23 protein-coding genes, 1 tRNA gene and 2 pseudogenes are annotated in these 22,101 nt (G+C 67.7%); 17 read left to right on the forward strand and 9 right to left on the reverse strand.

What is annotated here, in order from left to right:
- The first annotated feature begins 2 nt into the window (after positions 1 to 2).
- The 5 genes and pseudogenes from QCD66_RS02590 to QCD66_RS02610 all read left to right on the forward strand — a co-directional run bounded on the left by QCD66_RS02590 (position 3) and on the right by QCD66_RS02610 (position 5,490).
- Entirely contained in the window at positions 3 to 656 is a 654-nt protein-coding gene (locus QCD66_RS02590; protein ID WP_375735519.1) for an IS630 family transposase, read from the forward strand.
- An 80-nt stretch (positions 657 to 736) separates the two neighbouring features.
- A pseudogene (locus tag QCD66_RS02595) lies at positions 737 to 1,780 on the forward strand (ISAzo13 family transposase); the annotation flags it as partial.
- An 80-nt stretch (positions 1,781 to 1,860) separates the two neighbouring features.
- Positions 1,861 to 3,561 (forward strand): IS1634 family transposase, encoded by a 1,701-nt coding sequence (locus QCD66_RS02600; RefSeq protein WP_407566753.1) that lies wholly within the window; start codon positions 1,861 to 1,863, stop codon positions 3,559 to 3,561.
- Positions 3,562 to 4,020: 459 nt separating this feature from the next.
- Entirely contained in the window at positions 4,021 to 4,416 is a 396-nt protein-coding gene (locus QCD66_RS02605; protein ID WP_375737051.1) for a lipopolysaccharide assembly protein LapA domain-containing protein, read from the forward strand.
- Between the two features lie 573 nt (positions 4,417 to 4,989).
- On the forward strand, positions 4,990 to 5,490 hold the full coding sequence (locus QCD66_RS02610; protein WP_375737050.1) for an inorganic diphosphatase: 501 nt from the start codon (positions 4,990 to 4,992) through the stop codon (positions 5,488 to 5,490).
- 272 nt (positions 5,491 to 5,762) lie between these two features.
- On the opposite strand, the gene QCD66_RS02615 is transcribed toward QCD66_RS02610, so the two are convergent.
- On the reverse strand, positions 5,763 to 5,909 hold the full coding sequence (locus QCD66_RS02615) for a hypothetical protein (RefSeq protein WP_375737049.1): 147 nt from the start codon (positions 5,907 to 5,909) through the stop codon (positions 5,763 to 5,765).
- Between the two features lie 143 nt (positions 5,910 to 6,052).
- Between QCD66_RS02615 and QCD66_RS02620 the strand changes: the two genes are divergently transcribed.
- The 5 genes from QCD66_RS02620 (at position 6,053) to QCD66_RS02640 (ending at position 10,556) form a co-directional block, all read left to right on the forward strand.
- On the forward strand, positions 6,053 to 7,120 hold the full coding sequence (locus QCD66_RS02620) for a fatty acid desaturase family protein (protein WP_375737048.1): 1,068 nt from the start codon (positions 6,053 to 6,055) through the stop codon (positions 7,118 to 7,120).
- Between the two features lie 14 nt (positions 7,121 to 7,134).
- Positions 7,135 to 7,680: a DUF5994 family protein gene (locus QCD66_RS02625; RefSeq protein WP_407566983.1), complete on the forward strand. Its 546-nt coding sequence runs from the start codon at positions 7,135 to 7,137 to the stop codon at positions 7,678 to 7,680.
- A 495-nt stretch (positions 7,681 to 8,175) separates the two neighbouring features.
- Positions 8,176 to 8,538: an STAS domain-containing protein gene (locus QCD66_RS02630; RefSeq protein WP_375737046.1), complete on the forward strand. Its 363-nt coding sequence runs from the start codon at positions 8,176 to 8,178 to the stop codon at positions 8,536 to 8,538.
- A gap of 96 nt (positions 8,539 to 8,634) precedes the next feature.
- Complete coding sequence (locus tag QCD66_RS02635; RefSeq protein ID WP_407566984.1) at positions 8,635 to 9,522, forward strand: AI-2E family transporter; 888 nt, start codon at positions 8,635 to 8,637, stop codon at positions 9,520 to 9,522.
- Between the two features lie 29 nt (positions 9,523 to 9,551).
- Positions 9,552 to 10,556 (forward strand): YihY/virulence factor BrkB family protein, encoded by a 1,005-nt coding sequence (locus QCD66_RS02640; RefSeq protein WP_375737044.1) that lies wholly within the window; start codon positions 9,552 to 9,554, stop codon positions 10,554 to 10,556.
- Between the two features lie 96 nt (positions 10,557 to 10,652).
- Here QCD66_RS02640 and QCD66_RS02645 read toward each other — a convergent pair whose 3' ends face one another.
- From QCD66_RS02645 to QCD66_RS02655, 3 genes and pseudogenes are all read right to left on the reverse strand, one after another.
- Positions 10,653 to 10,913 (reverse strand): hypothetical protein, encoded by a 261-nt coding sequence (locus QCD66_RS02645; protein ID WP_375737043.1) that lies wholly within the window; start codon positions 10,911 to 10,913, stop codon positions 10,653 to 10,655.
- Positions 10,914 to 11,467: 554 nt separating this feature from the next.
- The gene (locus tag QCD66_RS02650) at positions 11,468 to 11,743 is read right to left on the reverse strand and encodes a hypothetical protein (protein WP_375737052.1); all 276 of its coding nucleotides are present in this window, start codon (positions 11,741 to 11,743) and stop codon (positions 11,468 to 11,470) included.
- Positions 11,744 to 11,753: 10 nt separating this feature from the next.
- Positions 11,754 to 12,263: pseudogene (locus QCD66_RS02655) on the reverse strand (transposase); the annotation flags it as partial.
- Positions 12,264 to 12,308: 45 nt separating this feature from the next.
- Between QCD66_RS02655 and QCD66_RS02660 the strand changes: the two are divergent.
- From QCD66_RS02660 to QCD66_RS02670, 3 genes are all read left to right on the forward strand, one after another.
- Entirely contained in the window at positions 12,309 to 13,112 is an 804-nt protein-coding gene (locus QCD66_RS02660; protein WP_407566985.1) for a GAF and ANTAR domain-containing protein, read from the forward strand.
- Positions 13,113 to 13,190: 78 nt separating this feature from the next.
- On the forward strand, positions 13,191 to 13,991 hold the full coding sequence (locus tag QCD66_RS02665; RefSeq protein ID WP_375737345.1) for a SigB/SigF/SigG family RNA polymerase sigma factor: 801 nt from the start codon (positions 13,191 to 13,193) through the stop codon (positions 13,989 to 13,991).
- Between the two features lie 361 nt (positions 13,992 to 14,352).
- On the forward strand, positions 14,353 to 14,961 hold the full coding sequence (locus QCD66_RS02670; RefSeq protein ID WP_407566986.1) for a GNAT family N-acetyltransferase: 609 nt from the start codon (positions 14,353 to 14,355) through the stop codon (positions 14,959 to 14,961).
- Between the two features lie 167 nt (positions 14,962 to 15,128).
- Here QCD66_RS02670 and QCD66_RS02675 read toward each other — a convergent pair whose 3' ends face one another.
- Complete coding sequence (locus QCD66_RS02675) at positions 15,129 to 15,509, reverse strand: winged helix-turn-helix transcriptional regulator (protein WP_375737242.1); 381 nt, start codon at positions 15,507 to 15,509, stop codon at positions 15,129 to 15,131.
- Positions 15,510 to 15,594: 85 nt separating this feature from the next.
- Between QCD66_RS02675 and QCD66_RS02680 the strand changes: the two genes are divergently transcribed.
- Both QCD66_RS02680 and QCD66_RS02685 read left to right on the forward strand, forming a co-directional pair.
- Positions 15,595 to 16,248, forward strand: coding sequence for an NADPH-dependent F420 reductase (locus QCD66_RS02680; RefSeq protein WP_375737241.1), 654 nt, complete (start codon positions 15,595 to 15,597; stop codon positions 16,246 to 16,248).
- Between the two features lie 273 nt (positions 16,249 to 16,521).
- Entirely contained in the window at positions 16,522 to 16,938 is a 417-nt protein-coding gene (locus QCD66_RS02685; RefSeq protein ID WP_375737240.1) for an NUDIX domain-containing protein, read from the forward strand.
- Positions 16,939 to 17,132: 194 nt separating this feature from the next.
- Here the strand turns inward: QCD66_RS02685 and QCD66_RS02690 are convergent, their stop codons facing one another.
- From QCD66_RS02690 to QCD66_RS02700, 3 genes are all read right to left on the reverse strand, one after another.
- Positions 17,133 to 17,633: a hypothetical protein gene (locus tag QCD66_RS02690; protein WP_375737239.1), complete on the reverse strand. Its 501-nt coding sequence runs from the start codon at positions 17,631 to 17,633 to the stop codon at positions 17,133 to 17,135.
- A gap of 349 nt (positions 17,634 to 17,982) precedes the next feature.
- Positions 17,983 to 18,861, reverse strand: coding sequence for an IS5 family transposase (locus QCD66_RS02695; protein WP_375737245.1), 879 nt, complete (start codon positions 18,859 to 18,861; stop codon positions 17,983 to 17,985).
- A gap of 149 nt (positions 18,862 to 19,010) precedes the next feature.
- The gene (locus QCD66_RS02700) at positions 19,011 to 19,361 is read right to left on the reverse strand and encodes a hypothetical protein (RefSeq protein WP_407566987.1); all 351 of its coding nucleotides are present in this window, start codon (positions 19,359 to 19,361) and stop codon (positions 19,011 to 19,013) included.
- Positions 19,362 to 19,465: 104 nt separating this feature from the next.
- Between QCD66_RS02700 and QCD66_RS02705 the strand changes: the two genes are divergently transcribed.
- Positions 19,466 to 20,584: an IS630 family transposase gene (locus tag QCD66_RS02705; RefSeq protein ID WP_375737351.1), complete on the forward strand. Its 1,119-nt coding sequence runs from the start codon at positions 19,466 to 19,468 to the stop codon at positions 20,582 to 20,584.
- 127 nt (positions 20,585 to 20,711) lie between these two features.
- On the opposite strand, the gene QCD66_RS02710 is transcribed toward QCD66_RS02705, so the two are convergent.
- Positions 20,712 to 21,200, reverse strand: coding sequence for a VanZ family protein (locus QCD66_RS02710; protein ID WP_375736730.1), 489 nt, complete (start codon positions 21,198 to 21,200; stop codon positions 20,712 to 20,714).
- A 698-nt stretch (positions 21,201 to 21,898) separates the two neighbouring features.
- Here QCD66_RS02710 and QCD66_RS02715 point away from each other — a divergent pair.
- A tRNA-Arg gene (locus QCD66_RS02715) sits at positions 21,899 to 21,974 on the forward strand.
- Positions 21,975 to 22,101: the final 127 nt, after the last annotated feature.

Consider the following 22,101-nt stretch of genomic DNA (forward strand, 5'->3'; position numbering starts at 1 on the left):
ACGTGGCGAGTTCCTGGAAGGCCAGCACCGACCCCGACTTCACCACCAAGATGCGCCGGATCCTCGACCTGTACGACCACCCACCCGCCGACGGCCGGGTGCTCTGCATCGACGAGTTCGGGCCGCTGAACCTGCAACCCCGCCCCGGCCGCGCCTGGCGCCCCGAAAGCCAGCCGGTACGACTACGAGCCACCTACACCCGTGACCAAGGGGTCCGGCACATGATCGCCGCACTGGACCTGACCACCAAACGCCTGCACTACCGCATCCGCGACCGCAAACGATGGCGCGAGTTTCTCGGCTTCCTCAAGACCCTGCGCCGCCGCTGGCCCGACCAACACCTCCACCTGATCGTGGACAACTTCTCCCCGCACAAGCACCCCGGCGTCCGCGCCTGGTGCGCGACCAACCGCGTCGAGTTGGTGTTCCTACCGACCTACGCGCCCTGGCTGAACTGGATCGAAGTCGAGTTCGCCGCCGTGCGGTACTTCGCACTCAACGGCACCGACCACCGCACCCACACCGAACAGGACACCGCCATCGGCGACTACATCCGCTGGCGCAACCAACGCGCCAGACCAAAATCCGGATTCGCCACCGGATCCAAGATCCGCCACCCCGATTACCCGTTCAAGGGCTGCATGACGAGGCACTAGGGATTGCCGGCGAATAACTTGCGGTTTCGCCGCGGGATGGTGTCCGATGTGGTATGAGCGTGACGGTGGAGACCGAGCAGATGCTGGCGGCGAAGTTCGGGGTGCTGTTTCCGCATCTGGATGAGCGGCAGCGTCGGCTGCTGATGGGAGCCGAAGCCCGGGCATGGGGCCGTGGCGGGATCCGAGCGGTGTCCCGGGCGGCAGGAGTCGCGGAGAACACGGTGGCGCGCGGAGTGTCCGACCTGGACGCTGGTGGGCCACCGTCGGGCAGGACGCGCCGGCCCGGTGGTGGCCGTAAGCGTCTGGCGGACCTGGACCCGGGACTGCGTTCGGCGTTGCTGGCCCTGGTCGAGCCGGACGAGCGCGGGGATCCGATGTCGCCGCTGCGGTGGACGACGAAGTCCACCCGCACGCTGGCCGCGGAACTGACCCGCCAGGGGCATCGTGTCGGGCCGGACACGGTGGCCGACCTGTTGCGTCGGGAGGGGTTCAGCCTGCAGGCCAACACCAAGACCATCGAAGGCAGGCGGCACCCGGACCGCGACACGCAGTTCCGGTACATCAACGAGCAGGTCAAAACCCACAACCACAGCGGCGATCCGGTGATCAGCGTGGACACCAAGAAGAAGGAGCTGGTCGGGCAGTTCAGCAACCCCGGTCGGCAATGGCGGCCGAAGGGCGAGCCGGTTACCACGCTGACCCACGACTTTCCCGGTGACAGCCAGGGCAAGGCGGTCCCTTACGGCATCTACGACCTGGCCGCCAACACCGGCTGGGTCAATGTCGGCACCGACCACGACACGGCCACCTTCGCGGTCGAGTCGATCCGCCGGTGGTGGACCGCGACCGGCCACGACGACTACCCACACGCCAACCGCCTGCTGATCACCGCCGACTCCGGCGGCTCCAACGGCTACCGCACCCGGGCGTGGAAGGCCGAACTCGCGGCCCTGGCCGCACAGACCGGGCTACGGATCACCGTGTGCCACTTCCCACCGGGAACATCCAAGTGGAACAAGGTCGAGCACCGACTGTTCTCCCCGAGTTCCGCAGTTCGTAGGAACACAAGCATGATCGGGTCGGGGTCGATGCTGGTCACGGGCTCGCAGATGCCTCGGACTGGGCCGGCGGATCCGAAAGTGTAGTAACACGACCTGAGATTCACATCTTGTTCTGCCAGTGGTGATGTGGTTTCTTCGTAGTCATGTATCTGCGGTTCACCTCGCGGACCAACGCCGACGGCAGCGTGGTGCGCTACGTCGCGTTGGCACACAACCGGCGCGTGGACGGCAAGATCAAGCCTGATGTGCTTATGAATCTGGGCCGCGTCGACCGGGTCGACGTCGAAGGGCTGCGCCGGCTCGCCGCGTCGATCGACAAGCACTTCGGCGAAGACGGCGCGGGTGCGGAAGCGGGCCTGGCGGCCGGAGCGGGACCTCTCGACGTCGTCGACGCACGGTCGATCGGGTCGACATGGCTGCTCGACGGGTTGTGGCGGCGCCTCGACGTCGGCGCGGCGGTGCGGGCGGCTGCGGACGCGCGTAGGTTCACCACGAACATGGAACGGGTGCTGTTCGCGCTGGTCGCCAACCGAGCTGTGGCGCCGATGAGCAAGCTGTCGGCCGCCGAGTGGGCCGGGCAGGACACGGTCATCCCGGGCCTGACCGGTATGGACGACGACCACGCGTACCGGGCGATGGACCTGCTCATCGACGCCGATACCTGCGGCCGGGTGCAGGAGGCGGTGTTCTTCGCCGTGGCCAACCTGTTCAACCTTGAAGTCGACCTGTTGTTCTTCGACACCACCAGCACCTACTTCGAACGCGACACCGAAGACGACGGCGACGATGCGTTTCGCCGGTTCGGGCACTCCAAGGACCACCGCTCGGATCTGCCGCAGATCGTCATCGGCCTGGCCGTGACCAAGGAAGGCATCCCGGTGCGGTGCTGGTGCTGGCCCGGCAACAGCAATGACCAGGCCGTGCTGGCCGAGGTTCGCGACGACATGCGCGACTGGAAGCTCGGACGCGTGATCACCGTGGTCGACCGCGGGTTCTCCAGCGCGGACAACCTGGCCTACCTGCGCCGCGCCGGCGGGCACTACATCGCCGGGATGCGCATGCGTGACGGCAACCCCCTCGTCGAGCGGGTCCTGGCCCGCCAGGGCCGCTACCAGCAGGTCAAGGACAACCTGCGCGTCAAGGAAGTACGCATCGACGGATCCGACGTGCGGTTCGTCATCTGCCACAACCCCGACCAGGCGATGCGTGACAAGCAGCACCGCGACGACGCGATCGCCCGCGTCGAAGCCGAACTCGAACGCATCCGTGACCAGCGCGAACGCGACGCCAGACGACCCGTCGCAGACAAGGCCCGTAAGAAGAACGAGGCGGCGCACGCCCGCGCCGAGTGCGCCCTGCGCGACCACCCGACCCTGGGCCGGTGGCTCGTCCAGCAGCCCAACGGACGACTGAAGGTCAACAAGGCCAAGGTCAAGGCCGAGGAACGCCTCGATGGCAAGTACCTCATCGCCACCTCCGACCCGCACATCAGCGCCGAGGACGTCGCGCTGGGCTACAAGAACCTCCTCGAGGCCGAGCGCGGGTTCCGCGACCTGAAGTCGCAACTGCTGCTGCGGCCGGTGTTCCACCGCCTCGAGCACCGCATCCGCGCCCACGTCCTCATCTGCTGGCTGGCCCTGCTGCTGATCCGCGTCGCCGAACGCGCCACCGGCCAGACCTGGCGAAACATCAACCGGCAACTCGGACGAATCAGCCAGGTCACCCTCGCCGGGCCCGCCGGCACCGTCGTGCAGACCACCCCGCTGAGACCCGAACACAAGGCCATCTACCAGGCACTTTCCGTCCAGCCGCCGGCCCGGGTCACCGCCTTCGACCCCCAGTAGCCAAGATCAGATCCTGGCAAGAGGGCGTAGACACACGCCTCTTGTTCGACGCACGTCAATCTTCGCTGCTCCACATCCAGATTCCGATGATCGTTGAACTACAAACTGCGGAACCCGGGTTGCGCCCACACGCTGATCGAGTCGACGACAGCACGGGACCAGTCAATCTCGCTGACGATGCAGGAACCGCTGGTGCAGCCGTACCCACAACCCATCTTCGGTCCATGCGGTAATGCGGCGGTGCACCGTCGACCGGCTGACCCCGAACAGCGCCGCAGGGAGCTCGAATATCTCCGCTTGCCCTATCTCCGGATCTCTCCGGCTCGGCACGGCTTAGCAAAACCGACATCTCGGGCGTACCAATCAGGCCAGACGGAGAGTAGGCTGAGGATGTCGTCCCGGACCCCGACGGCCCTCGGTTCGCGTACCTCGCGCACCACCGTCGAAATGAGGTCCACAATGACCAGGTTCACCGGCTCCGCACACTCCGCCAACATGCAGTCCGGCCCTGAGATCAACGACCGGTCCCGCCCTGTGCCGCGTATCCGCGCCGGGGGTTCGCTGGGCGCGTTCACGGTATCCGCTGTGGTGCTGCTCCTGCTACTGATCTTCATCCTGCAGAACGGTCAGCGTACGGAGGTGCACTTCTTCGGCGCGCAGGCGCAACTGCCGATGGGAGTCGCGCTACTGCTCGCCGCGGTGTTCGGCGTGCTGCTGGTGACCATTCAAGCCATCATGCGGCGCATCATCCAGCTGCGACCGCTGCCCCGCAGACACCGCGGCGCCATCGTCGCCCGTCCAGACCCCGCCGGCACCGATCCGGACAACGACGCGCCGGAGGGACGGAGCTCATGATCCGCTCTGCCGAGGACCGCATGACGTGGGCGCGCACCCGTGAGAAGCCCTATGTCAGCAGGTCCCACTGGCCGGTGAGGATCACGATCGCGGCTTCGCGACCCGCCAACACCACCCGCGCCGCCGACATCGTCTATACGGCCCAGCCCTCGCTCACAACGGTAGGCGCGAAACGCCAACGACGAAGCCGCCTGGGAGGCCGAAGACGCCACCTTCAGCCCGATCGCCAACCCACAGCGCCGGCCCGGACCTGAAGGCTGCAACCGGCCCGGGCCGGGAGACGCGGGGCCAAAACCTCGGTTCGAGGTCCCTGCCCCGAAGCCACCACTGACGCATTCCCGCCAGACGCGGGATAGGCAGAATCGGGGACATGCGGACGCCCGGACGCGCCCGGCTCCCCTTATCCGCTCTCAGGGGTGCCCGCATTCGCCTCGCCGAGCCAGCGCTACAGCTACCGGCCGGTCGCGCCGTGGTCGGTGTTCAGCACTCGCACGGCAGCGAGACCGCCGTGTTCATCACCGACCAGGCCGGTAGCCGGTCACCGCCTGAAGGTCCGAAGAGCGGAGCAACCGCATGGAGTTCGACGTCACCATCGAGATCCCCAAGGGAACACGCAACAAATACGAAATGGATCGCCAAACCGGCCGGATCCGACTGGACCGCACCCTGTTCACCGCTACCCAGTACCCGGCCGATTACGGCTTCATCGAACACACCCTCGGCGAAGACACCGACCCCCTTGACGCGCTGGTACTGGTACAGGAACCGACCTTCCCCGGCTGCCTCATCCGATGCCGGGCCATCGGCATGTTCCGGATGCGGGACGAGAAGGGGCCCGACCCAAAGGTGCTGTGCGTGCCCACGGCCGACCCCCGCCTCGCGTACCTGGGCGACATCACGGATCTGGAGCACTTCCACAGGCGGGAGATCCAACACTTCTTCGACGTGTACAAAGACCTGGAACCGGGCAAGAGCGTCGACGTCGAACGCGGGATCTGGGCCGGCCGGACCGAAGCCGAGGCGGAGATCAGACGCTCGCAGGAACGCGCCCGCCAGTCCACCTCTGCCGGCTGACCACGCCAAGCCCAGCCCTCGGAGCCAACGCCCACCCCCAACCAGGAGGGCCTCGACCCTGTTCGTAGGAACCCGTTCTGGCCTCACCGCTTCAACTGGCGGTTCCAGCCGACGTAGCCGCGGCCTTCGAAGTGGTCGATACCGAGGCCGGTCTTGAGTTCGTGGCCGGGTCGATCGTATCGACCGCCCAACCGCACCCAGCAACATCCACGGCAGGACTCGACCAGCCGTGGCCGCGCCCGCTCGATCTCTTCCGGACTCACACCACGACGTCAAACACCGTCCAGGGTCGAGAAGGATGCGCGCCAGTCCACGTGGAAGGAGAACACCGGCCAATGGCCGGTGTCCAGCTTGATCAGCGCGTTGTTCGCTGTCAGCAGCTCGGCTACGTCGTCGTTCGGCTCGGCATCGTCGAGCACGCGTCCGATCTACGTCGCGGCAAGCGGGTGACTGGGCAGGTGTTGCGGCGGGAGTGGTGGGTACATCGTTCTGATATGGACAAGGGCTGGTGACGCTACGTGACAACTGTTACGCCACCGGTGAATGACCGGAAGGAGGAATCATGGCAACCGTCGGTTCGGTCGACGACCGGCCTACCAGCGCGGCGCGCGGTAGCGACTACGGGAAGCTTCTAAAGCGCGTCAGGGACGCTGGCCTGTTGGACAGGAGACCGGGCTACTACACACTCAAGGTCACGCTCACCGTGCTGGCGTTCGCCGGGGCATGGGTGGCGTTCGTGGTGATCGGTCCGTCCTGGTGGCAACTGGGTATCGCCGTGCTGCTGGCGGTGCTGTACACCCAGGTCGCGTTCATCGGCCACGACGCCGGCCACAAGCAGATCTTCCGGACCCGGCGCGCGAACTACCTGCTCGGCGTGGCGCTGGGCAACTTGGGCGTCGGGCTGAGCTACGGGTGGTGGATCGACAAGCACAACCGTCACCATGCCCACCCGAACGAAGTCGGCAGTGATCCCGACATCGAACCAGGTGTCCTGGTCTTCACCGGGTGGCATGCCCCACTCCGCAGCAGGGCGCTCCGACTCTGGCGGCGGCTACAGGTGTACATGTTCTTCCCACTACTGCTGTTGGAAGGGCTGAACCTGCACGTTGCCAGCGTGCGGGCACTCGCTGGGCCGACGGTCCGGTCCTGCGGCTACCGGGCGTTGGAGATCACCCTGTTCGCCGTGCACACCGTGGCCTACCTGGCCGTGGTGTTCCTGGTGCTCCCACCCTGGCAGGCGATCGCCTTCATCGCGGTCCATCAGGCCCTGTTCGGCTTCTACATGGGCTGCTCGTTCGCACCCAACCACAAGGGCATGCCCGTGCTGGCCGCCGACGACGACCTGGACTACCTGCGTCGACAGGTGCTCACCTCCCGCAACGTCCGCGGCGGCCGACTGGTGGACTTTTTCCTCGGCGGGCTGAACTACCAGATTGAACACCACCTATTCCCGAGCATGCCGCGGCCCAACCTGCGCCGCTCGCAACACCTGGTCCACCGGTTCTGCGCCGATCACGGCGTCAGCTACGCCGAGACCGGCCTGTTCGCCTCGTACCGGCAGGTCCTACGCCACCTGCACCAGGTCGGACGCCCAACCGCCGACCCCACGCCCCGCACACAGGAGGGCTAACCATGCTTACCGCCATGCAGCGGGCCACCGTGATCCCGTCGTCACCGCCCTCGCGACCTCGACTGGTGCTCGCCCCTGTCCGAGCCAGCCGGGCGATCCTGGACGGCGGGTGGTGGCCCCGCTCCTGGGACCCGGTGGCCGAACTCCCCGGGCTCGTCCTGGCCCTGTCCGACCGTTACGGACGGATCCGGAACGTGATACTCAACAACGGCGCCTGGGACAGCCGCTTCCGCCGACTGGTAGTCGGCACGGACGTGGTCCGGGTGGGCTGGTTCGCCTCGCTGGATACCGCCTTGTTGATCGCCACCACCGATCGCGGAGACCAACTCGACCTGCTCGTCGTGCCACCGGCCAGCACAGCTGCGGCGGCAGAGCAGGCGATGACCACCGCAGCCGACCCGACCAATACGATGCACGCGCCCGAGATCCTCACCGCCGCATCCGCGCCGCCGTCGCCGATAGCGGGCATCGACCCGAACGCGGTATGGGACAACGAGGGTGGTAACACCGCCACAGGCCGCCCCCACCACCGGCCCACCAAGAGACAGTCCGCCCCATAAGGCTCAGTCACAGCCGCCGTCACCGCTCCGGTGGGACAGGTGGCCGTCCTGATGTGGATAGCCTGCTCAGCAGGGCTGACCGTCGTGAACTGTTCGACCAGCCATAGCCCTCGGCGTCCGGAGATGTGCGAGGCGGGCGGATCCACCTGGGCACTCCCGGCCGATGCCCCGGCCGGTGTCGCTGACTCGGAACAGTAGCCAGCGGCGGTTTGATTTGGCGGAAGCTGGTCGGCTCCGAAGGGGAACTTTGCGGGTAGCCTTCAGGGTAGTCGCACGGCACGGACGTGCGCTGCCTGTCGAGCCTGCAACGGCCACTGCATCCGACAGGGGTGTTGCTTCCCGCCCCCGGGCCCAGCCCTCGCCCGCCCTTCAAGCGATTTCTGTCTTCGGTTGGGCTGGAGGAACACAATGGCTCCCAATTCTTCGCCTCTGAACCCCCTCGCGCAGCTACCCATCGACACAAGTTGCCCGTCGCCAGCGACGGCCCGGCTCGGCGTGGCCGGAGAGATCGACCTGGCAACCGCACCGGCACTCCGCGACAGGCTGCTCACCCTGTTGCATGATCAGCGTCCCGCGGTTCTCATCGTGGACCTCGCCGGAGTTACCTTCCTGGACTGCGCCGGCATCAGCGCGCTCATCGGCGTGCGCAACGCCGCTGGCGAGACTGGATGCCAGATTTGGATCGCCTACCCGCAACCCTTCGTCCGCCGCGTCTTGGAAGTGACCGGGCTGCTCGGGATCTTCACCGCACCCATCGAGCAGCCGCAACGTCTTCCTGCAAGATCGGAATATCCGCCCCGGTCGAGGCCCGCCCCTGTGGCTGCGGCGGAGCCACCCGGCGTGGTGGCTGCCGCCTGACGGACGCTTCCACGGACCGGCTCACTGAGCGCTTTCCAACTGGATAGATCGGGTTCTCCACGTGGTGCAGGGCGAGGATGACCTGCACGATCGTGGTTGCGCGGGTCACCCAAGCCCGGTACCTGGCCCGGGCGGCGCGGTCCTGAGCCCTCACCTGCCCTCGCACGTGTCCGCGAGCTACGCGGCGGCAGGCACGACGGGCCGGGACGTGACCTGCGCGACGGCGCCCAGATCTGGCGGTTCCTCTGCCGCCTGCTGCCACACCCGGCCCGCATCCCGGTAGCTCCGGCCGGCCACTACTCCTGGCACACCCTCGGCTCGTACGTCCGCGCCACCGTGCTGGTGGCGTTTGCCGACGCCGTCGGCATCGGCATCGGGCTGGCCATGCTGCGGGTCCCGCTCGCGCTGCCGCTGGCCGCGCTGGCGTTCCTGGGCGCCTTCATCCCGGTCATCAACGCCACCTTGTCCGGCACGGTCGCCGCGCTGGTCGCGCTGGTCACCCAGGGCCCGGTCACCGCGCTCATCGTGCTCGGCGTCGTCATCGGCGTGCAACAACTGGAAGGCCACGTGCTGCAGCCGCTCGTCATGGGACGCGCCGTGGCCTGCACCCGCTCGCCGTCATCCTCGCGATCGCCACCGGCGTCGATCGTCGCCGGCGTCGTCGGCACGCTCGTGGCCGTACCACTGCTGGCCGTGACCAACACCGCCGTGCGGTACCTGGCCGCACCCCCGCAGGGCGAGCCCACCCCGACCGGGAACTACCCGGCACCCGACCCACCGACGACGAGCAGGCCGAAGCCGAGCAGACCGCCCGCCAGAGCGAAACCCGTATCGAGCAGGATAACCCGCCGCCGATGCCGACCTCCGTCAATCCCGATCCGAGGACGCCGGCCGGCGGTGCCGCAACCGGCACATGACTCCCCAAGACACGACCGGATACGGCAGCACGGGTACGCATCTCCAGCGTGGCTGTCCGGAGCGTGACAGCGGTCACCACAGGGTACGACGGCGACATGACAACCCCGAGCATGGCGCGGCGGGTCGCCGCGCTGTGGCGGCGCGCCCGCCGCCGCCACGGCTGGCTGGACCACCTCACCCGGGCAGTAGTGCGCTACCGCGAAGCCGACGGCGGCCGGCTCGCCGCCGCTGTCACCTACTACGCGTTCTTCGCCACGTTCGCGCTGGCCCTGCTGGGCTTCGCGGTCTTCGGATTTGTCCTCGACGATCCGGCCGTGCAGCGCTCTGTGCAGCGATACCTCGCCCAGGACCTGCCCAGCCTCGACGTGCAGGCACTACGCACCGCCCGCAGCACCATCGGGGTGATCGCGTTTCTCGGCCTGCCGATCACCGGCTGGTTCTGGGTGGATTCGCTCCGGTCCTCGATCCGCAAGGTCTGGCAACTGCCTGAATACCCGGGTAGCTTTGTTGTCCGCCTGCTGGTCGACCTGCTTGTGCTGATTGGGCTCGGCCTGCTGCTGGCCGCCTCCCTGGCCACAGCATTCGTCACCACCGCCGGGGCCAACCGGCTGGTCGAGCCCACCGGTACGGAGGGTGCCCCGGCCCGGTGGCTGCTGGCCGCGGTCGGGCTCCTGCTCGGCATCGCCGTGAACACGCTGATGTCGACCGCGGTGCTCACCGGACTGCCACGGCTACGCATGCCGCCGCGCCGGGTGGGCCTACCCGCGCTGCTCGTCGCCGTCGGTCTGGAACTGCTCAAGACCGTCGGCGGCTTCTACATACAGCGCACCGAGGCCAACCCGACGTACCACGTCGTCGCCGGCACCGTCGGGCTGCTGGTCTTCCTCAACGTCGTCAACCAGCTCATCCTGTTCGCGGCGGCGCTGACCGCCACCAGCGCCACCGGCCACGTCACCGACCTCGCCGTGCGACCCCGTTCACCGCAATCCACCGACGACCGAAGCACCGACCCGGCCGAACCGACCACCGGGTCCGACGCCAGTCCGGTACCCGAGCAGGCCACGACCCACCGGCGTCACAGCCGGCAACCGCGGCGGTGACGGGGGACCGATGCCCGCCGTGCCGCCCGCCGACGTGATAGGGGAGCCAGGAGCATCGCTACGAGAGGTCCGCAGCGCCACCAGGTGGGACGCGGATCAGGCCGGTCCGTCCTCGAGCGGCGGTGGCGCCGCCATCGCCGCGAGGAGGTCGGTCACCGGCACGGTGGCGAACCCGACCCGCGCGTCGCTCGCCCCGTACGGCAGCCACGGATCGCCGTCGTGGATCAGCCCGCCGCAAAAGTAGACGACGTTGGGCACGTACCCGTCCCGGTCGGCTTCCTCGGGGATCAGCCGCGCGACGACCCGTTCCGGTCGATGCAGGTCAAGTAGGAGCGCGCCGATGGCGTACCGGCGCATCGGGCCGACCCGTGGGTGAGCACGAGCCAACCGGCGTCGGTCTCGATTGGGGATCCGCAGTTGCCGACCTGGATGAGTTCCAGCTGTCGCGGGGGGCGTGCAACGGAACCGGGGCCTGCCCCCGGTTGTTGGTGTCCAAACGGGTCAGGCCGATGGTCTCGCCGTCGGTGCGGCAGAGGGCAAGGTGCCGGCCGCCGACGGTACGGGGGAACAGCGCGACGCCCTTGTTGCGGGCGCCGGGTCCGCGCATCGGGGTGATCTCGAAGCGGCGCAGGTCGTGGCTTGCCAGCGCGCGGGTGACGGCGCGCCGTCCTCGTAGGCGGTGTAGGTGGCCCGGTACACCGATCCGGACTCGTGGGTGAACCGAACGAAGCGGGCGTCCTCCAGGCCGTTGCTCTCCTTCGGTGTGGCGGGCCAGAGCACCCGCTGGTGCAGTGCCGTATCGGCGGGGAAAGCCGTGGCGTAGCTGGCGGCGTTGGTGCGGCGCGGGCGGGTACGGCGGTCGGCGGGTACCCCGACGTGCTCCGCGGCGCAGTGCGGGATGACGAAGGTGTTCAGGACGGCGACGTCCCGCCATCCGGCCGAGGTGTGCGTCGACCAGGGTGGCGAGGGCCGAGTTGAAGGTGGCCAGACCGCACTGGGTCGGCGGGTGGGTGCTTGTCGTACACAGCCAGGTAGTCGGTGACCATCCGGTCCGCGTCGAAGCGCTGGCGGGCCCGCTCCCGGCAGTTCGCCCGGTTGCGGGCGGCGATCTCGGTGACGGCGACGACGGCCTGATCCACGGTGGTGACGAGATATCCCGCCACGCCTTCGTCGACGATCTCCGGCATGGTCGGGGTGGACGGCCCCGACCGGGGTGGGTGGGGTGGCAGGGGTCGCGTCGCCGGGGTGGGCGGTCGCGGTCGGGTCGACCTGGACCACGTAGGACAGACTGCGTTCGGTGAGTCCGAGCCGGAACAGGGTGCAGTCGCCGTAGCCGGAGTCCGCCGTGACCGGCAGTTTCGGCAGTCTCCATTCGTCGGTCATTTCGTCGAGCATGTCCAGCGCGAGGCGCCACTTTCTCGCGGTGGCGTATGGTTTGGTGAACACTGCGTGTGCGGTGCTGCTACGCGCCACGGGAGGGCCGAGACGGTCGTGGCTCGCAAGTCGCCTGCCACATCCCGAGGTGGACCAGGTGACCGCGTGAGCGCGGCCTGGTAGGCAGTGACCATAGCGTTGGCGCTCATCCGGTTGCGCGAATACGCGTGGTCCCGGAGATGGCGCCTCCGGAATGTGGCAGCTGGCGCTGCCGTCTCGGGCCGGCAGTGACGCCCGGAGTCGGATGGGGAAGAGGGCGGCGCGGTGAATCATGTGGTCGGGTGACCGGCGCGACCACTGACTGACGAGGTGAATGAGATGGTTGATGCCCAGCTAGCCGACGTCTTCGTGGAGATGGCTGACACTCTGGTCGACGATTTCGACGTGATCGAGTTCCTGCACGTGCTGACCGAGAGGTGTGTCGAGCTGCTGGGTGTCTCGGGGGTCGGGCTGCTCCTGACCGACCAGCGGGACACGCTGCAGGTGCTGGCTGCCTCGTCGGAACGTACTCGGCTGTTGGAGATGTTCCAGCTCCAGACCGACCAGGGTCCCTGCGTGGACTGCTTCCGTAGCGGTCAACCGATTTCGGTCGCAGACCTGCCCAATGCCGGTCGCTGGCCGAGATTCGCTGCCGCGGCGGCCGAGGTCGGCTTCGCTGCGGTGCACGCCCTGCCCATGTGCCTGCGCTCCGAGGTCATCGGCACACTGAGCCTTTTCGACGTCCGGCCAGGAGCCCTCGATGAGGGCAAGCTCCGCATCGGTCAGGCGCTCGCCGACGTGGCAACCATCGGACTGCTGCAACAGCGTGCCATCCAGCGACGTGACATCCTCACCGAACAGTTGCAGACCGCCCTGCACAGCCGCGTCCTGATCGAGCAGGCCAAGGGGGTCCTGGCTGAACGCCTTCAGGTGGACGTGGGCGAAGCCTTCGCGCTGCTGCGCCACGACGCCCGCAGCCGGAACCGGCGGCTGTCCGAACTGTCTCAGGCGATCGTCGACGGCTCCGAGCAACTGTCGCCGGGACCGCCCACCAACCGGCCCGGTCGCCCACCAACGCGGCCCAGATGGGACAGCGACCTTTCGAAAGTGCTGCCGGTGGGGGGTGCCGATTCCGCGGGATGAGGCGTACGGTTGCCATGTCGCCCGGGTCCCCGGTGGCCGCCAGACTCGCCGCCACCGGCCCGTAAGGGGTGTTGAACAGTGGTCACCCACCTAGCGAAAGCGACGGTCGTTTTTCCTCCTCCGACTCTGACTGTTGAGACCGGGAGCACCGAGCAACTGTTGCGTCGACGCGCGGCCCTGAGCGCCGACGATCCCGACCGTGCGCGGCTGCGAGCCCGGATCATCGAGTCCAACCTGCCGATGGCCGGTCGACTGGCCCGCCGCTACACCGGCCGCGGAGAACCGTACGAGGACTTGGCACAGGTCTGCGCCGTCGCCCTGATCAAGGCTGTCGACGGATACGACCCCGACCGAGGGCCGATGTTCGCCAGCTACGCCATCCCCACCATTCTCGGCGCCCTCCGGCGGCACTTCCGCGACACGACTTGGTCGATCCGGGTGCCGCGCACAGCCCAGGAACTGAATGCCCGGGCGCCCAGCGCCCGAGGCGAACTTGTCCAGCGACAGGGCCGGCAACCGACTTCCGGAGAGCTCGCTGACCACTTGGGGGTGACCGTCGCCGAAGTCCTGGCCGCCGCCGCCGCTGCCGAGGTCTACCGCCTGCCGTCACTGAACGAGCCGAAGCCCGGGACCGATGGCGTCGAGCTCCTCGCGCTCGTCGGCGACGTTGATCCAGGATACGCGGCCGTTGACGACCACCTCACGCTCCGGCCGCTCTTCGCGGCGCTTCCCGCACGTGACCGTCGAATCCTGACCATGCGGTTCTTCGGCGACCTGACCCAGGCGCAGATCGCCACCCGGGTCGGGTTGTCACAGATGCACGTCTCCCGGCTGCTGAAGCGTGCCCTGGCCCGGCTCAGAGCCGCGATGCTCAGATGATCGGGCACGCCCGCGGACCACTCAGCTCCGCGGGCGGGACCGTTGCGTGCACGAGGACAGAGTCATGGTCGTTCGTTCGATCGCCGCGATCGGGTCATCGGTCCGGACGGCACGTTCGGTATCGCCGGTGGCGACGATGGGCAGTGGGTCCCGTTGCATCGCAGCATCGACGGCTGGGTTGAGGCCCTGCCTCTGGCCTACGCGGCGATGGACGTCGCGGACACGGTCACCAGGCTGACCGGTTCGGCCGTCGGCCAGCTCGACCTGACCGCCATGCAACCGATGAGCAGTGGTTGTAACGCCGCTACCACATCGGCACGTGGGTGGGGGATCGGGTGAGCGCCATCAGCGGCAGATGCGGATGTCGATCCTGCACCGACTGTCTAATGCTGCTGGTATGTTTGGCCCGCTGATCGCTGCCGGATCAGGTTTGGGGGCACTGGTGGCTGAGGTGGCGCTGCGGCCGGTCGACGACTCCGACCTCGATGCCTTGTTCGAACAGATGCGGGATCCGGAGTCGGTCCGGATGGCCGCCTTCACTGCCGAGGATCCTGACGACCGCGCCGCATTCGATGCCCACATGGCAAAGGTCAGGACGTCGCCTGAGACCACCAACCTCGCTATCACGCTCGATGGACGACTCGTCGGCAGCATCGCCAGCTTCGTCATCGAGGGCGACACCGAGGTCACGTACTGGATCGACAGGTCCTTCTGGGGGCAGGGCATCGCCAGCCGAGCACTCGCACTGCTTCTGGAAACGGTTCCGGTGCGGCCGCTGTTCGCCCGTGTCGCGAGTGACAACGTGGGATCGCTCAAGGTGCTGCAGAAGGCGGGGTTTGCGATCACAGGCACGGAGATCTCGTTCGCCAACGGTCGGAACACGGAGATCGAGGAAACGATCCTGCGCCTCGACGAGCCCGTGAATCCCGCGCCATCGGATGTGTCGAGCCGACTGAGACCGACTTACTGATCTCGGCGTGACCGGACGTCCTCGTACCTGGACGTACCACCGCTGACGGCTACCGAGTGACGGGGTGCCTCGGCGCCGACGCGCACGACCCGCGGCAGATCCGGATGGCGGCCCGGTCCGCCGAGGAGAATCGGACCACGGGCGGGGAGGGCAGCCGGATGGAGGCGTCAGGCGTAGGCCGAGCGCGTTCGTTCCTGCGCCTCGAAAAGCTCGTCACCGTACCGGATGATCCATTCCGCGAGTGCGCGCATCGGCCCCTCGGCGAAGGTCTGGCCGAGGGGTGTCAACGCGTAGTCGACTCGAGGGGGTGCCTCGGCATACGACCTCCGTTCGGTCAGGCCGTTGATGATGAGCCGGTGGAGTGCCTCGGTGAGAGCCTTGTCACTGATGCCGCCGATGTTCGCGCGAAGTGCGCGGCGACGTTGCGGGCCGGCGGCGAGAGCGGCCAGGACCACCGGATCCCATACATGCGTGAACAGGTCCGTTCCCATCCGCAGCCGGCAGTCCGCCACGAAATTCACGCAGCTGCTGTCCGAATCACGAGACATCCGGTCATCGTGTCATGGCCGATGCACACCTGCTGGTGCGTAACGATTCGATCGGTTCGCATCGGACTTTCTAGGGTCTGACGCCATGCGTATCGGAATCCTCGGCACCGGAACCCTCGCCACGGCACTCGCCACCGGCTGGACCCGGGCCGGACATGACATCAGCATCGGCGGCCGCTCGCCCGAGCGCGCTGAAATCGCGGCGAAGGCGTCTGGAGTTCGTGCCCGGCGGCTACCCGAGGTCGCCGTGGACGCCGACGCCGTCCTGCTCTCCGTTCACTGGGAGGGCGTCGCCGACATCCTTACGGCGGCCGGTGCACCCGGCGGGTCGCTCGCCGGTAAACCGCTCATTGATCCGACGAACGCGGTCGAGCATGGCATCGGCGTGCTGCGGACACAATCCGGACGCGCGTTTGCGCAGCATGTCGCCGAACTCGCTCCCGGTGCCCATGTCGTCAAGGCGCTCCATCTATTCCCATCGACGCGGTGGACGACACCTACGTCGTCACCAGTTACGGTCGCAATGTGCGGAGACGATCCGCGAGCGCTGGAGATCGTCGGATCGCTCGTACGCGACATCGGAGGTGTCCCTGCCGTACTCGGCGGGCTGGACCGGGCGCGCCAACTGGAGGAGGTCGCCGGGTTCGTCATCGCGCTCGCGTTCGCCGGCGTCGACCCGCAGATGGCGATCCCCGCGGTTCCGCCGCCCAGAGCGAACGAAACTCCTTCACAGCCCTGAGTCAATACGTCCGCTCATCGGCATATTCGGATGTTCTTCTTGGCGGTCTGGGTGCCTGCCCGGTCTGCCAGAATGCGCGGCATGAAAGCTCAGGATCTGGAGCGTGCCGTCCGAATGATGGGCGAGGTACGGGACTGTCCTCCGTCGGCTGCACTCTCGATCGACGTGATTGGACGGCGCGCGCCAGCCGTACGCCGCCACGCTCTGTGACCCGTGCGCAGCCACCCGCCGCGCGTGCTCTACGGCAGATCCCGCATGGGTCAGAATGTGCCGATGACGATCTCCGCTGACGACTCCGGTCCGGTCCGGATTGTTGCGGCCGTTCTTCGCGACGGCGATCGGGTGTTGCTGTGTCATCGAAGCGCCGGACGCCGTTGGTATCCCGATGTGTGGGACCTGCCGGGCGGTCATGTTGACGAGGGAGAGGATCCGAAGGAGAGCCTTGTCCGCGAGCTTCGGGAGGAGTTGGGGATCACGGCGCTGGAGCCGTCCAGCCCGCCGATGCATGAGATCCGGACCGCGACGTTCGACATGCAGATCTGGTTGGTCGACAGGTGGACCGGAACACCAGTCAACGCCGCGCCGGACGAACACGACGCTGTGGCGTGGTTCGAGACGTCCGACCTTGACAGCCTGCGTCTCGCCCACGAGTCGTACCTCTCGATGCTCACCGCCGTGCTTGCCACGTGACGCCTCTCCGGGAGCCAGGGGTGCGCGCTCATCGGCATGTCCGCAAGGAACCGCACCGAGGCTGACTTGACGCATCGTGACCGGCGTGCCGAGGCCCCAGTGCGCACGATCGGCGGCATGTCCGTGTACGTGGTCTTGGGCAGAATCCGCTTGTGGCGCTGATTTCAGGTCGCTGATGCGTCTGCGGCTGCCCTTTAGCCGTCGCGCTTCACCAGATCAGCAAGGTGCGCACATGGCCGCTCGACGTCACGGTGCCAGGCGCTACCGAGCACAGCGACGGGGCGGCTGATCTCCCTGACCCTCCCATCAGCGGTCTCTACCGCAAACCCCATCGACAACGGCTCGCTCCCGAACCGGATCGAGCAGTCGATACGCACCTCGACTTCGATCCAGCCGGTACCGCCGGGACGCAGCAACCGAGACTGTCCGATACCTCGGACCCGGACACCCGGCAGTTCGCCGGTAGCCGCACGGACAGTGATCGGTGCTGGCCCAGCATTGATCACTGCCAGTTGTCCTGCCATCTGGTAGACGCCCCTGGCGTCCCCACCCCCGCTACCGCCGGACGCAACGAAGGCCACGAGCGAGATCGAAGAGTTCTGCTCCCGTTCCTCCCGCGAATCCCGCAGCTGGCTGACCGCAACACCGCCCAGCACCACGCCGACCACAAAGGCAGCGATGAGCCGTACGTTCATCTTCCGTCTGGTCATGACGCTGTCAGGGGGCCGACCCGCCCGAGGACATCGACTGGTGATCGTGGCCGCCCAGGTCAATCACTCCGCGCTCCGCCGACATAGCGCCAGCCCAGAGAACACGATCTGCGGTCATGATCGATCAAACACCCGCAGACACGGGTGCCTGAGCATCGTCGGGTTCGGCACACGGTCCGGGTCAGGACCGCCCCCAGGTGCGCCGCAGAACCGATATACCGAGTGCGGCGAAGTGACATGGTGCAGCGCGTTGTCGGCGGCAAACCCGGGCACCACGATCATAACGCGATGTTGTGGTTCCCCGCGGACCTCTAAGGCGTGTTTCATAAGTCGGTCAGAGCCATTCGGTGATGATGGCGATGGTAAGGACGGCTTGGAAGCGGACCGCGAGCTTGTCGTACCTGGTGGCGACGCCGCGGTGGCGTTTGAGTCGGTTGATGCTGTTCTCGACGGCGTGGCGTAGCCGGTAAAGCTGCCGGTCGAACGCGGGCGGACGGCCACCGCGGGAGCCTTTGGCCTTGCGGTGGGCGTCCTGGTCCTTCTTGCTCGGGATGCAGGCCTTGATCCCGCGGGAACGCAGGTATCGGCGGTTGCCGCGGCTGGTGTAGGCCTTGTCGGCCAGGACCAGGTCGGGGCAGGTGCGGGGCCGTCCCACGCCCAGGCGGGTCACGCGGATGCGGCGCAGGACGGGGATGAACTGCGGGCTGTCGCCACGGTGCCCGGCGGTCACGATCAGGGAGAGGACCTTCTGTCCCTGCTCGCAGGCCAGGTGGGTTTTGGTGGTCAGCCCACCCCTCGATCGGCCCAGCGCGTGGTCGGCCGGCTCGTCGTGCACGCCGCCGGGTGGTTCCTTCTGCAGATGCCCGTCCTTGCGGGCACCCGCGGCGTGCTGGTGGGCGCGGCTGGTCATCGAGTCCACGCTCACCGTCCACGCGATCCGGTTCTGTGCGTCGCCGGCGGCCTGCAACGCGGACAGGATCTGGTCCCAGGTCCCGTCACGCTGCCAGCGGCGGAACAGGCCGTAGACGGTGGGCCAGGGCCCGTAGTCGGCCGGGACGTCACGCCACGGGGCGCCGATCCGGATCCGCCACCGGATCCCGTCGATGAGCTGTCGTTTGTCCCACTTCGGCGGACGACCCGTCGCAGGCGCGGCAGGCAGCAGCGGGGCCAGAACAGCCCACTGCCTGTCGGTCAGGTCATGCCGCCTCGTCACCGCTACGCTGGGCACGAGGTCTCCGGTATGAAGTTCTTGCTTGGTCGCAGAACCAGATACCGGAGACCTCTTCAGTTATCGACCACCGCCACGCCGCAACTTCGTGGGGACAGCCCGACTTACGAAACACGCCTTAGTGCCTCTCGTCGTTAATTCGTCGGGGGTTGTGTCCAGGCGGTGGGGTCGTTGAGGTAGAGGCCGCAGGCGCAGTCGAGGGCTTCTTCGGGGCTGCCGGCGTGCAGTCCGTTGGGCAGGACGAAGTCTTGGTAGGCGTCGCGGCTGGCGAGGTAGATCGCGAAGCCCCACCTGCTGGCGGAGCCGCCGTAGCGGAGCCGGCACAGCGGCAGGGTGGTGCCGTCGGCGAGCCGCCCGTCGACGTAGGCGAAGATGCCGTGATACCGCACGGGCACGGCTGTGAGGGCGGGCCAGCGGGTGCGGGCGTGTGCGCTCAGGCGTTGACGCAGGCTGGTCTTGGTCGACTCGGGTGGGGGCTTGGCCACGACTGCCATCCTGCCCCACCCCCTGTGCCGTCGTGTCGGTGCTGGCGCCGTGGCGGTGCGGGTGGCACAACGTTGCGGTGCCTCCGTCATCCCCGTACCCGATCATGCTCGACGCTGCCGAGCGTGTCGTCCTGCAGGCGCTGGCCCGCCGGCCTACGACCTCCTACCGGCTGGTGGTGCGGGCTCGTATCGTGCTGGCCGCAGCCGATGGTGCCAGCAACACTGTGATCGCCGCCGATCAGCGGGTGCACGTGGATACGGTGCGTAAATGGCGGGTGCGGTTCTACCAGCGGCGGCTGGACGGGTTGGCCGACGCGCCGCGTCCTGGCCGGCCGCGCAGGTTCAGCGACGTGCAGGCCGCGCAGGTCAAAGCCCTCGCGTGTGAGTTGCCGGCCGAGCGTGGCGTGCCACTGTCCCGGTGGAGCGCCGCTGATCTGGCCGACGAAGCGGTGGCCGCCGGTGTCGTGGAGGACATCTCGGCGGCGACGGTGACGCGCTGGCTGGCCGCCGATGCGATCAAGCCCTGGCGGCACCGGTCGTGGATCTTCCCCCGGGACCCACAGTTCGCCGTCAAGGCCAGCAGGGTGCTGGACCTGTACGCCCGCATATGGGATGGGAGCCCGCTGGGCGGGGGCGAGTTCGTCATCAGCGCGGATGAGAAGACCTCGATCCAGGCGCGGTGCCGCTGCCATCCCAGCCTGCCGCCGGGCCGGTCGAGGCTGATGCGTGTCGAGCACGAGTACGAACGCGGCGGCGCCTTGGCGTACTTGGCCGCGTTGGACGTGCATCACGGCAAGGTGTTCGGCCGCTGTGAGCCCTCCACCGGGCTGGTCCCGTTCGCCCGCCTGGTCGAGCAGGTCATGACCAGCCAGCCCTACGCCTCAGCGGATCGGGTGTTCTGGATCGTGGACAACGGATCCTCCCACCGCGGGCAGGCCTCTATCGATCGCCTGACCGAGGCGTGGCCCACCGCGACGCTGGTCCACCTACCGATCCACGCGTCGTGGTTGAACCAGGTTGAGCTGTATTTCTCGATCGTGCAGCGCAAGGTCGTCACGCCGAACGACTTCTACGACCTGGCCGATGTCCAGGACCGGCTCATCGCCTTCCAGGAGCACTACAACCTCGGCGCCCGTCCGTTCAACTGGCGATACACCAAGAGAGACCTCGACGCCCTACTCAAACGACTCGCCGCGCACGAGTTCCTACCTGCCGCCGCGTAACCCCCGACGAATTAACGACGAGAGGCACTTAGTCGCTGCAGCTACTCCAGCCCGGCTACGACGCGACCAGCGGTGGAAGCGGTTGGCCACGCGGTGGTGGGTGTCCGGCGCCGTGACCGGGAGGGGCTCATCGCGACGGCGGTAAGGACAGCAGACGATCGGGAACCGGCAGCCGATGCGCCGCGAGGACGGCCAAGCCTGCACCCGTCGTATTCAACAGCACGTCGTCGATCGACGAGACGCGTCCGAGTGCCAGGGCGTACTGCAGCGCTTCCACCGCGGTCGACATGCCTGCAGCCGCTACGATCACATATGCGAACCGGACCTGCCACCCCATGCCCAGACCGAACCCAACCGCCGCGAACACCAGCAGATTGCCCACGATCTGGAAGAACGCGGTCAGCGGATGGTCGGCGAGGATCTCCACAAGGTCGCGCAGCGGCACCAGCCGAACCTCTCGGGGTGCGTCGAGTGGGGTGAGGACCACCATCAGCCACGGCAGCGTCCAGACCGCCATGGCCGTCGTGGCCAATGCCCGCCGGGCCGCCAGCCCCGCTGGGACGCCGCGCTGCCGGTAACAGGCCACGAGGTGACGCGTGCCGACCAGGCTGGCCATGACGAGAGCCACCGTAGTCGCCACAACCGGAAGCCAATGCAGGTACCCGCCTGGGATCATCGTGGAGCATCATAGTCCGGCCGGGCATCAACCCACGCCAACGATGTGTGTGGATCCCGCGCACAAGATCGGGTGACCGCTCATGAGCAGAAGAGCGCGTACTGGCTTGCGAAGCGGATGTCGAATTCGTAACTGACCGTGCGGCCTGGATCGTCGGCGGCACGGCTGCCGTAGGCGGCAGGCTGGTCGTGGCCACGACCAGCCGGTGTACCCGTTCGTCGGGATGGGTCGAACGAGGGCGTGTACGGATGCCGCCGAATCGCACCCGGCCCGGAGTGCCACTGCGTGCCCACCGTGGGTCGATCCAACCCCACGCCACCCGAGCCTTGCTGAGGAGCCGGTCGGGCGGGTGGCCAGATGCTGGCTCGGGCAACCCCGCGTCGGCGGCGCCACCTCGTCGAGACCGGTCGGCGTGAACGGGCATCGATGGCGTTCGCGTGTGTGCCCGTTGTGTGCTCCGGCAGCGGTGACCAGCCGTGACCGACGCTGACCGACCGTGCCCGCCCCCTGAAGGTCGCCCGTCCAGACGGGGTACGTGTGGTCGTCGTGCGATCCGCTGGTGGCGGTGCCGGCGTCGATCGCGCCTGCGGCTCCCTGCGGTACGCTGACAGCCGCTGCTAGCTAGTCTGGATCATCGCGCCCCCGTAGCTCAGGGGATAGAGCAACGGTTTCCTAAACCGTGTGTCGCAGGTTCGAATCCTGCCGGGGGCACCAACACGAGGCCCTGACCAGCAAGAAGCCGGCCAGGGCTTTGATGTCTATCTATGTAGTTTTGAATCGCCCCCTGAAAATGCCCGGCAGCAGATCGAGGTGGTACGCGGCAACGTGCTCGGTGGCGTGC

The sequence above is a fragment of the Polymorphospora sp. A560 genome (assembly GCF_045781765.1).
Taxonomy (GTDB): Bacteria; Actinomycetota; Actinomycetes; order Mycobacteriales; family Micromonosporaceae; genus Polymorphospora; species Polymorphospora lycopeni.

What these genes read in the sequence shown, in the direction of transcription:
- QCD66_RS02680 (WP_375737241.1), top strand. Translation starts at nt 15,595, where the DNA reads ATGCGTATCGGAATCCTCGGCACCGGAACCCTCGCCACGGCACTCGCC.
- QCD66_RS02650 (WP_375737052.1), bottom strand. Translation starts at nt 11,743, where the DNA reads ATGCCGGAGATCGTCGACGAAGGCGTGGCGGGATATCTCGTCACCACC.
- QCD66_RS02610 (WP_375737050.1), top strand. Translation starts at nt 4,990, where the DNA reads ATGGAGTTCGACGTCACCATCGAGATCCCCAAGGGAACACGCAACAAA.
- QCD66_RS02690 (WP_375737239.1), bottom strand. Translation starts at nt 17,633, where the DNA reads ATGAACGTACGGCTCATCGCTGCCTTTGTGGTCGGCGTGGTGCTGGGC.
- QCD66_RS02645 (WP_375737043.1), bottom strand. Translation starts at nt 10,913, where the DNA reads ATGCGCCGGTACGCCATCGGCGCGCTCCTACTTGACCTGCATCGACCG.
- QCD66_RS02705 (WP_375737351.1), top strand. Translation starts at nt 19,466, where the DNA reads ATGCTCGACGCTGCCGAGCGTGTCGTCCTGCAGGCGCTGGCCCGCCGG.
- QCD66_RS02685 (WP_375737240.1), top strand. Translation starts at nt 16,522, where the DNA reads ATGACGATCTCCGCTGACGACTCCGGTCCGGTCCGGATTGTTGCGGCC.
- QCD66_RS02660 (WP_407566985.1), top strand. Translation starts at nt 12,309, where the DNA reads ATGGTTGATGCCCAGCTAGCCGACGTCTTCGTGGAGATGGCTGACACT.
- QCD66_RS02640 (WP_375737044.1), top strand. Translation starts at nt 9,552, where the DNA reads ATGACAACCCCGAGCATGGCGCGGCGGGTCGCCGCGCTGTGGCGGCGC.
- QCD66_RS02675 (WP_375737242.1), bottom strand. Translation starts at nt 15,509, where the DNA reads ATGTCTCGTGATTCGGACAGCAGCTGCGTGAATTTCGTGGCGGACTGC.
- QCD66_RS02670 (WP_407566986.1), top strand. Translation starts at nt 14,353, where the DNA reads ATGTCGATCCTGCACCGACTGTCTAATGCTGCTGGTATGTTTGGCCCG.
- QCD66_RS02620 (WP_375737048.1), top strand. Translation starts at nt 6,053, where the DNA reads ATGGCAACCGTCGGTTCGGTCGACGACCGGCCTACCAGCGCGGCGCGC.
- QCD66_RS02605 (WP_375737051.1), top strand. Translation starts at nt 4,021, where the DNA reads ATGACCAGGTTCACCGGCTCCGCACACTCCGCCAACATGCAGTCCGGC.
- QCD66_RS02625 (WP_407566983.1), top strand. Translation starts at nt 7,135, where the DNA reads ATGCAGCGGGCCACCGTGATCCCGTCGTCACCGCCCTCGCGACCTCGA.
- QCD66_RS02710 (WP_375736730.1), bottom strand. Translation starts at nt 21,200, where the DNA reads ATGGCCAGCCTGGTCGGCACGCGTCACCTCGTGGCCTGTTACCGGCAG.
- QCD66_RS02600 (WP_407566753.1), top strand. Translation starts at nt 1,861, where the DNA reads ATGTATCTGCGGTTCACCTCGCGGACCAACGCCGACGGCAGCGTGGTG.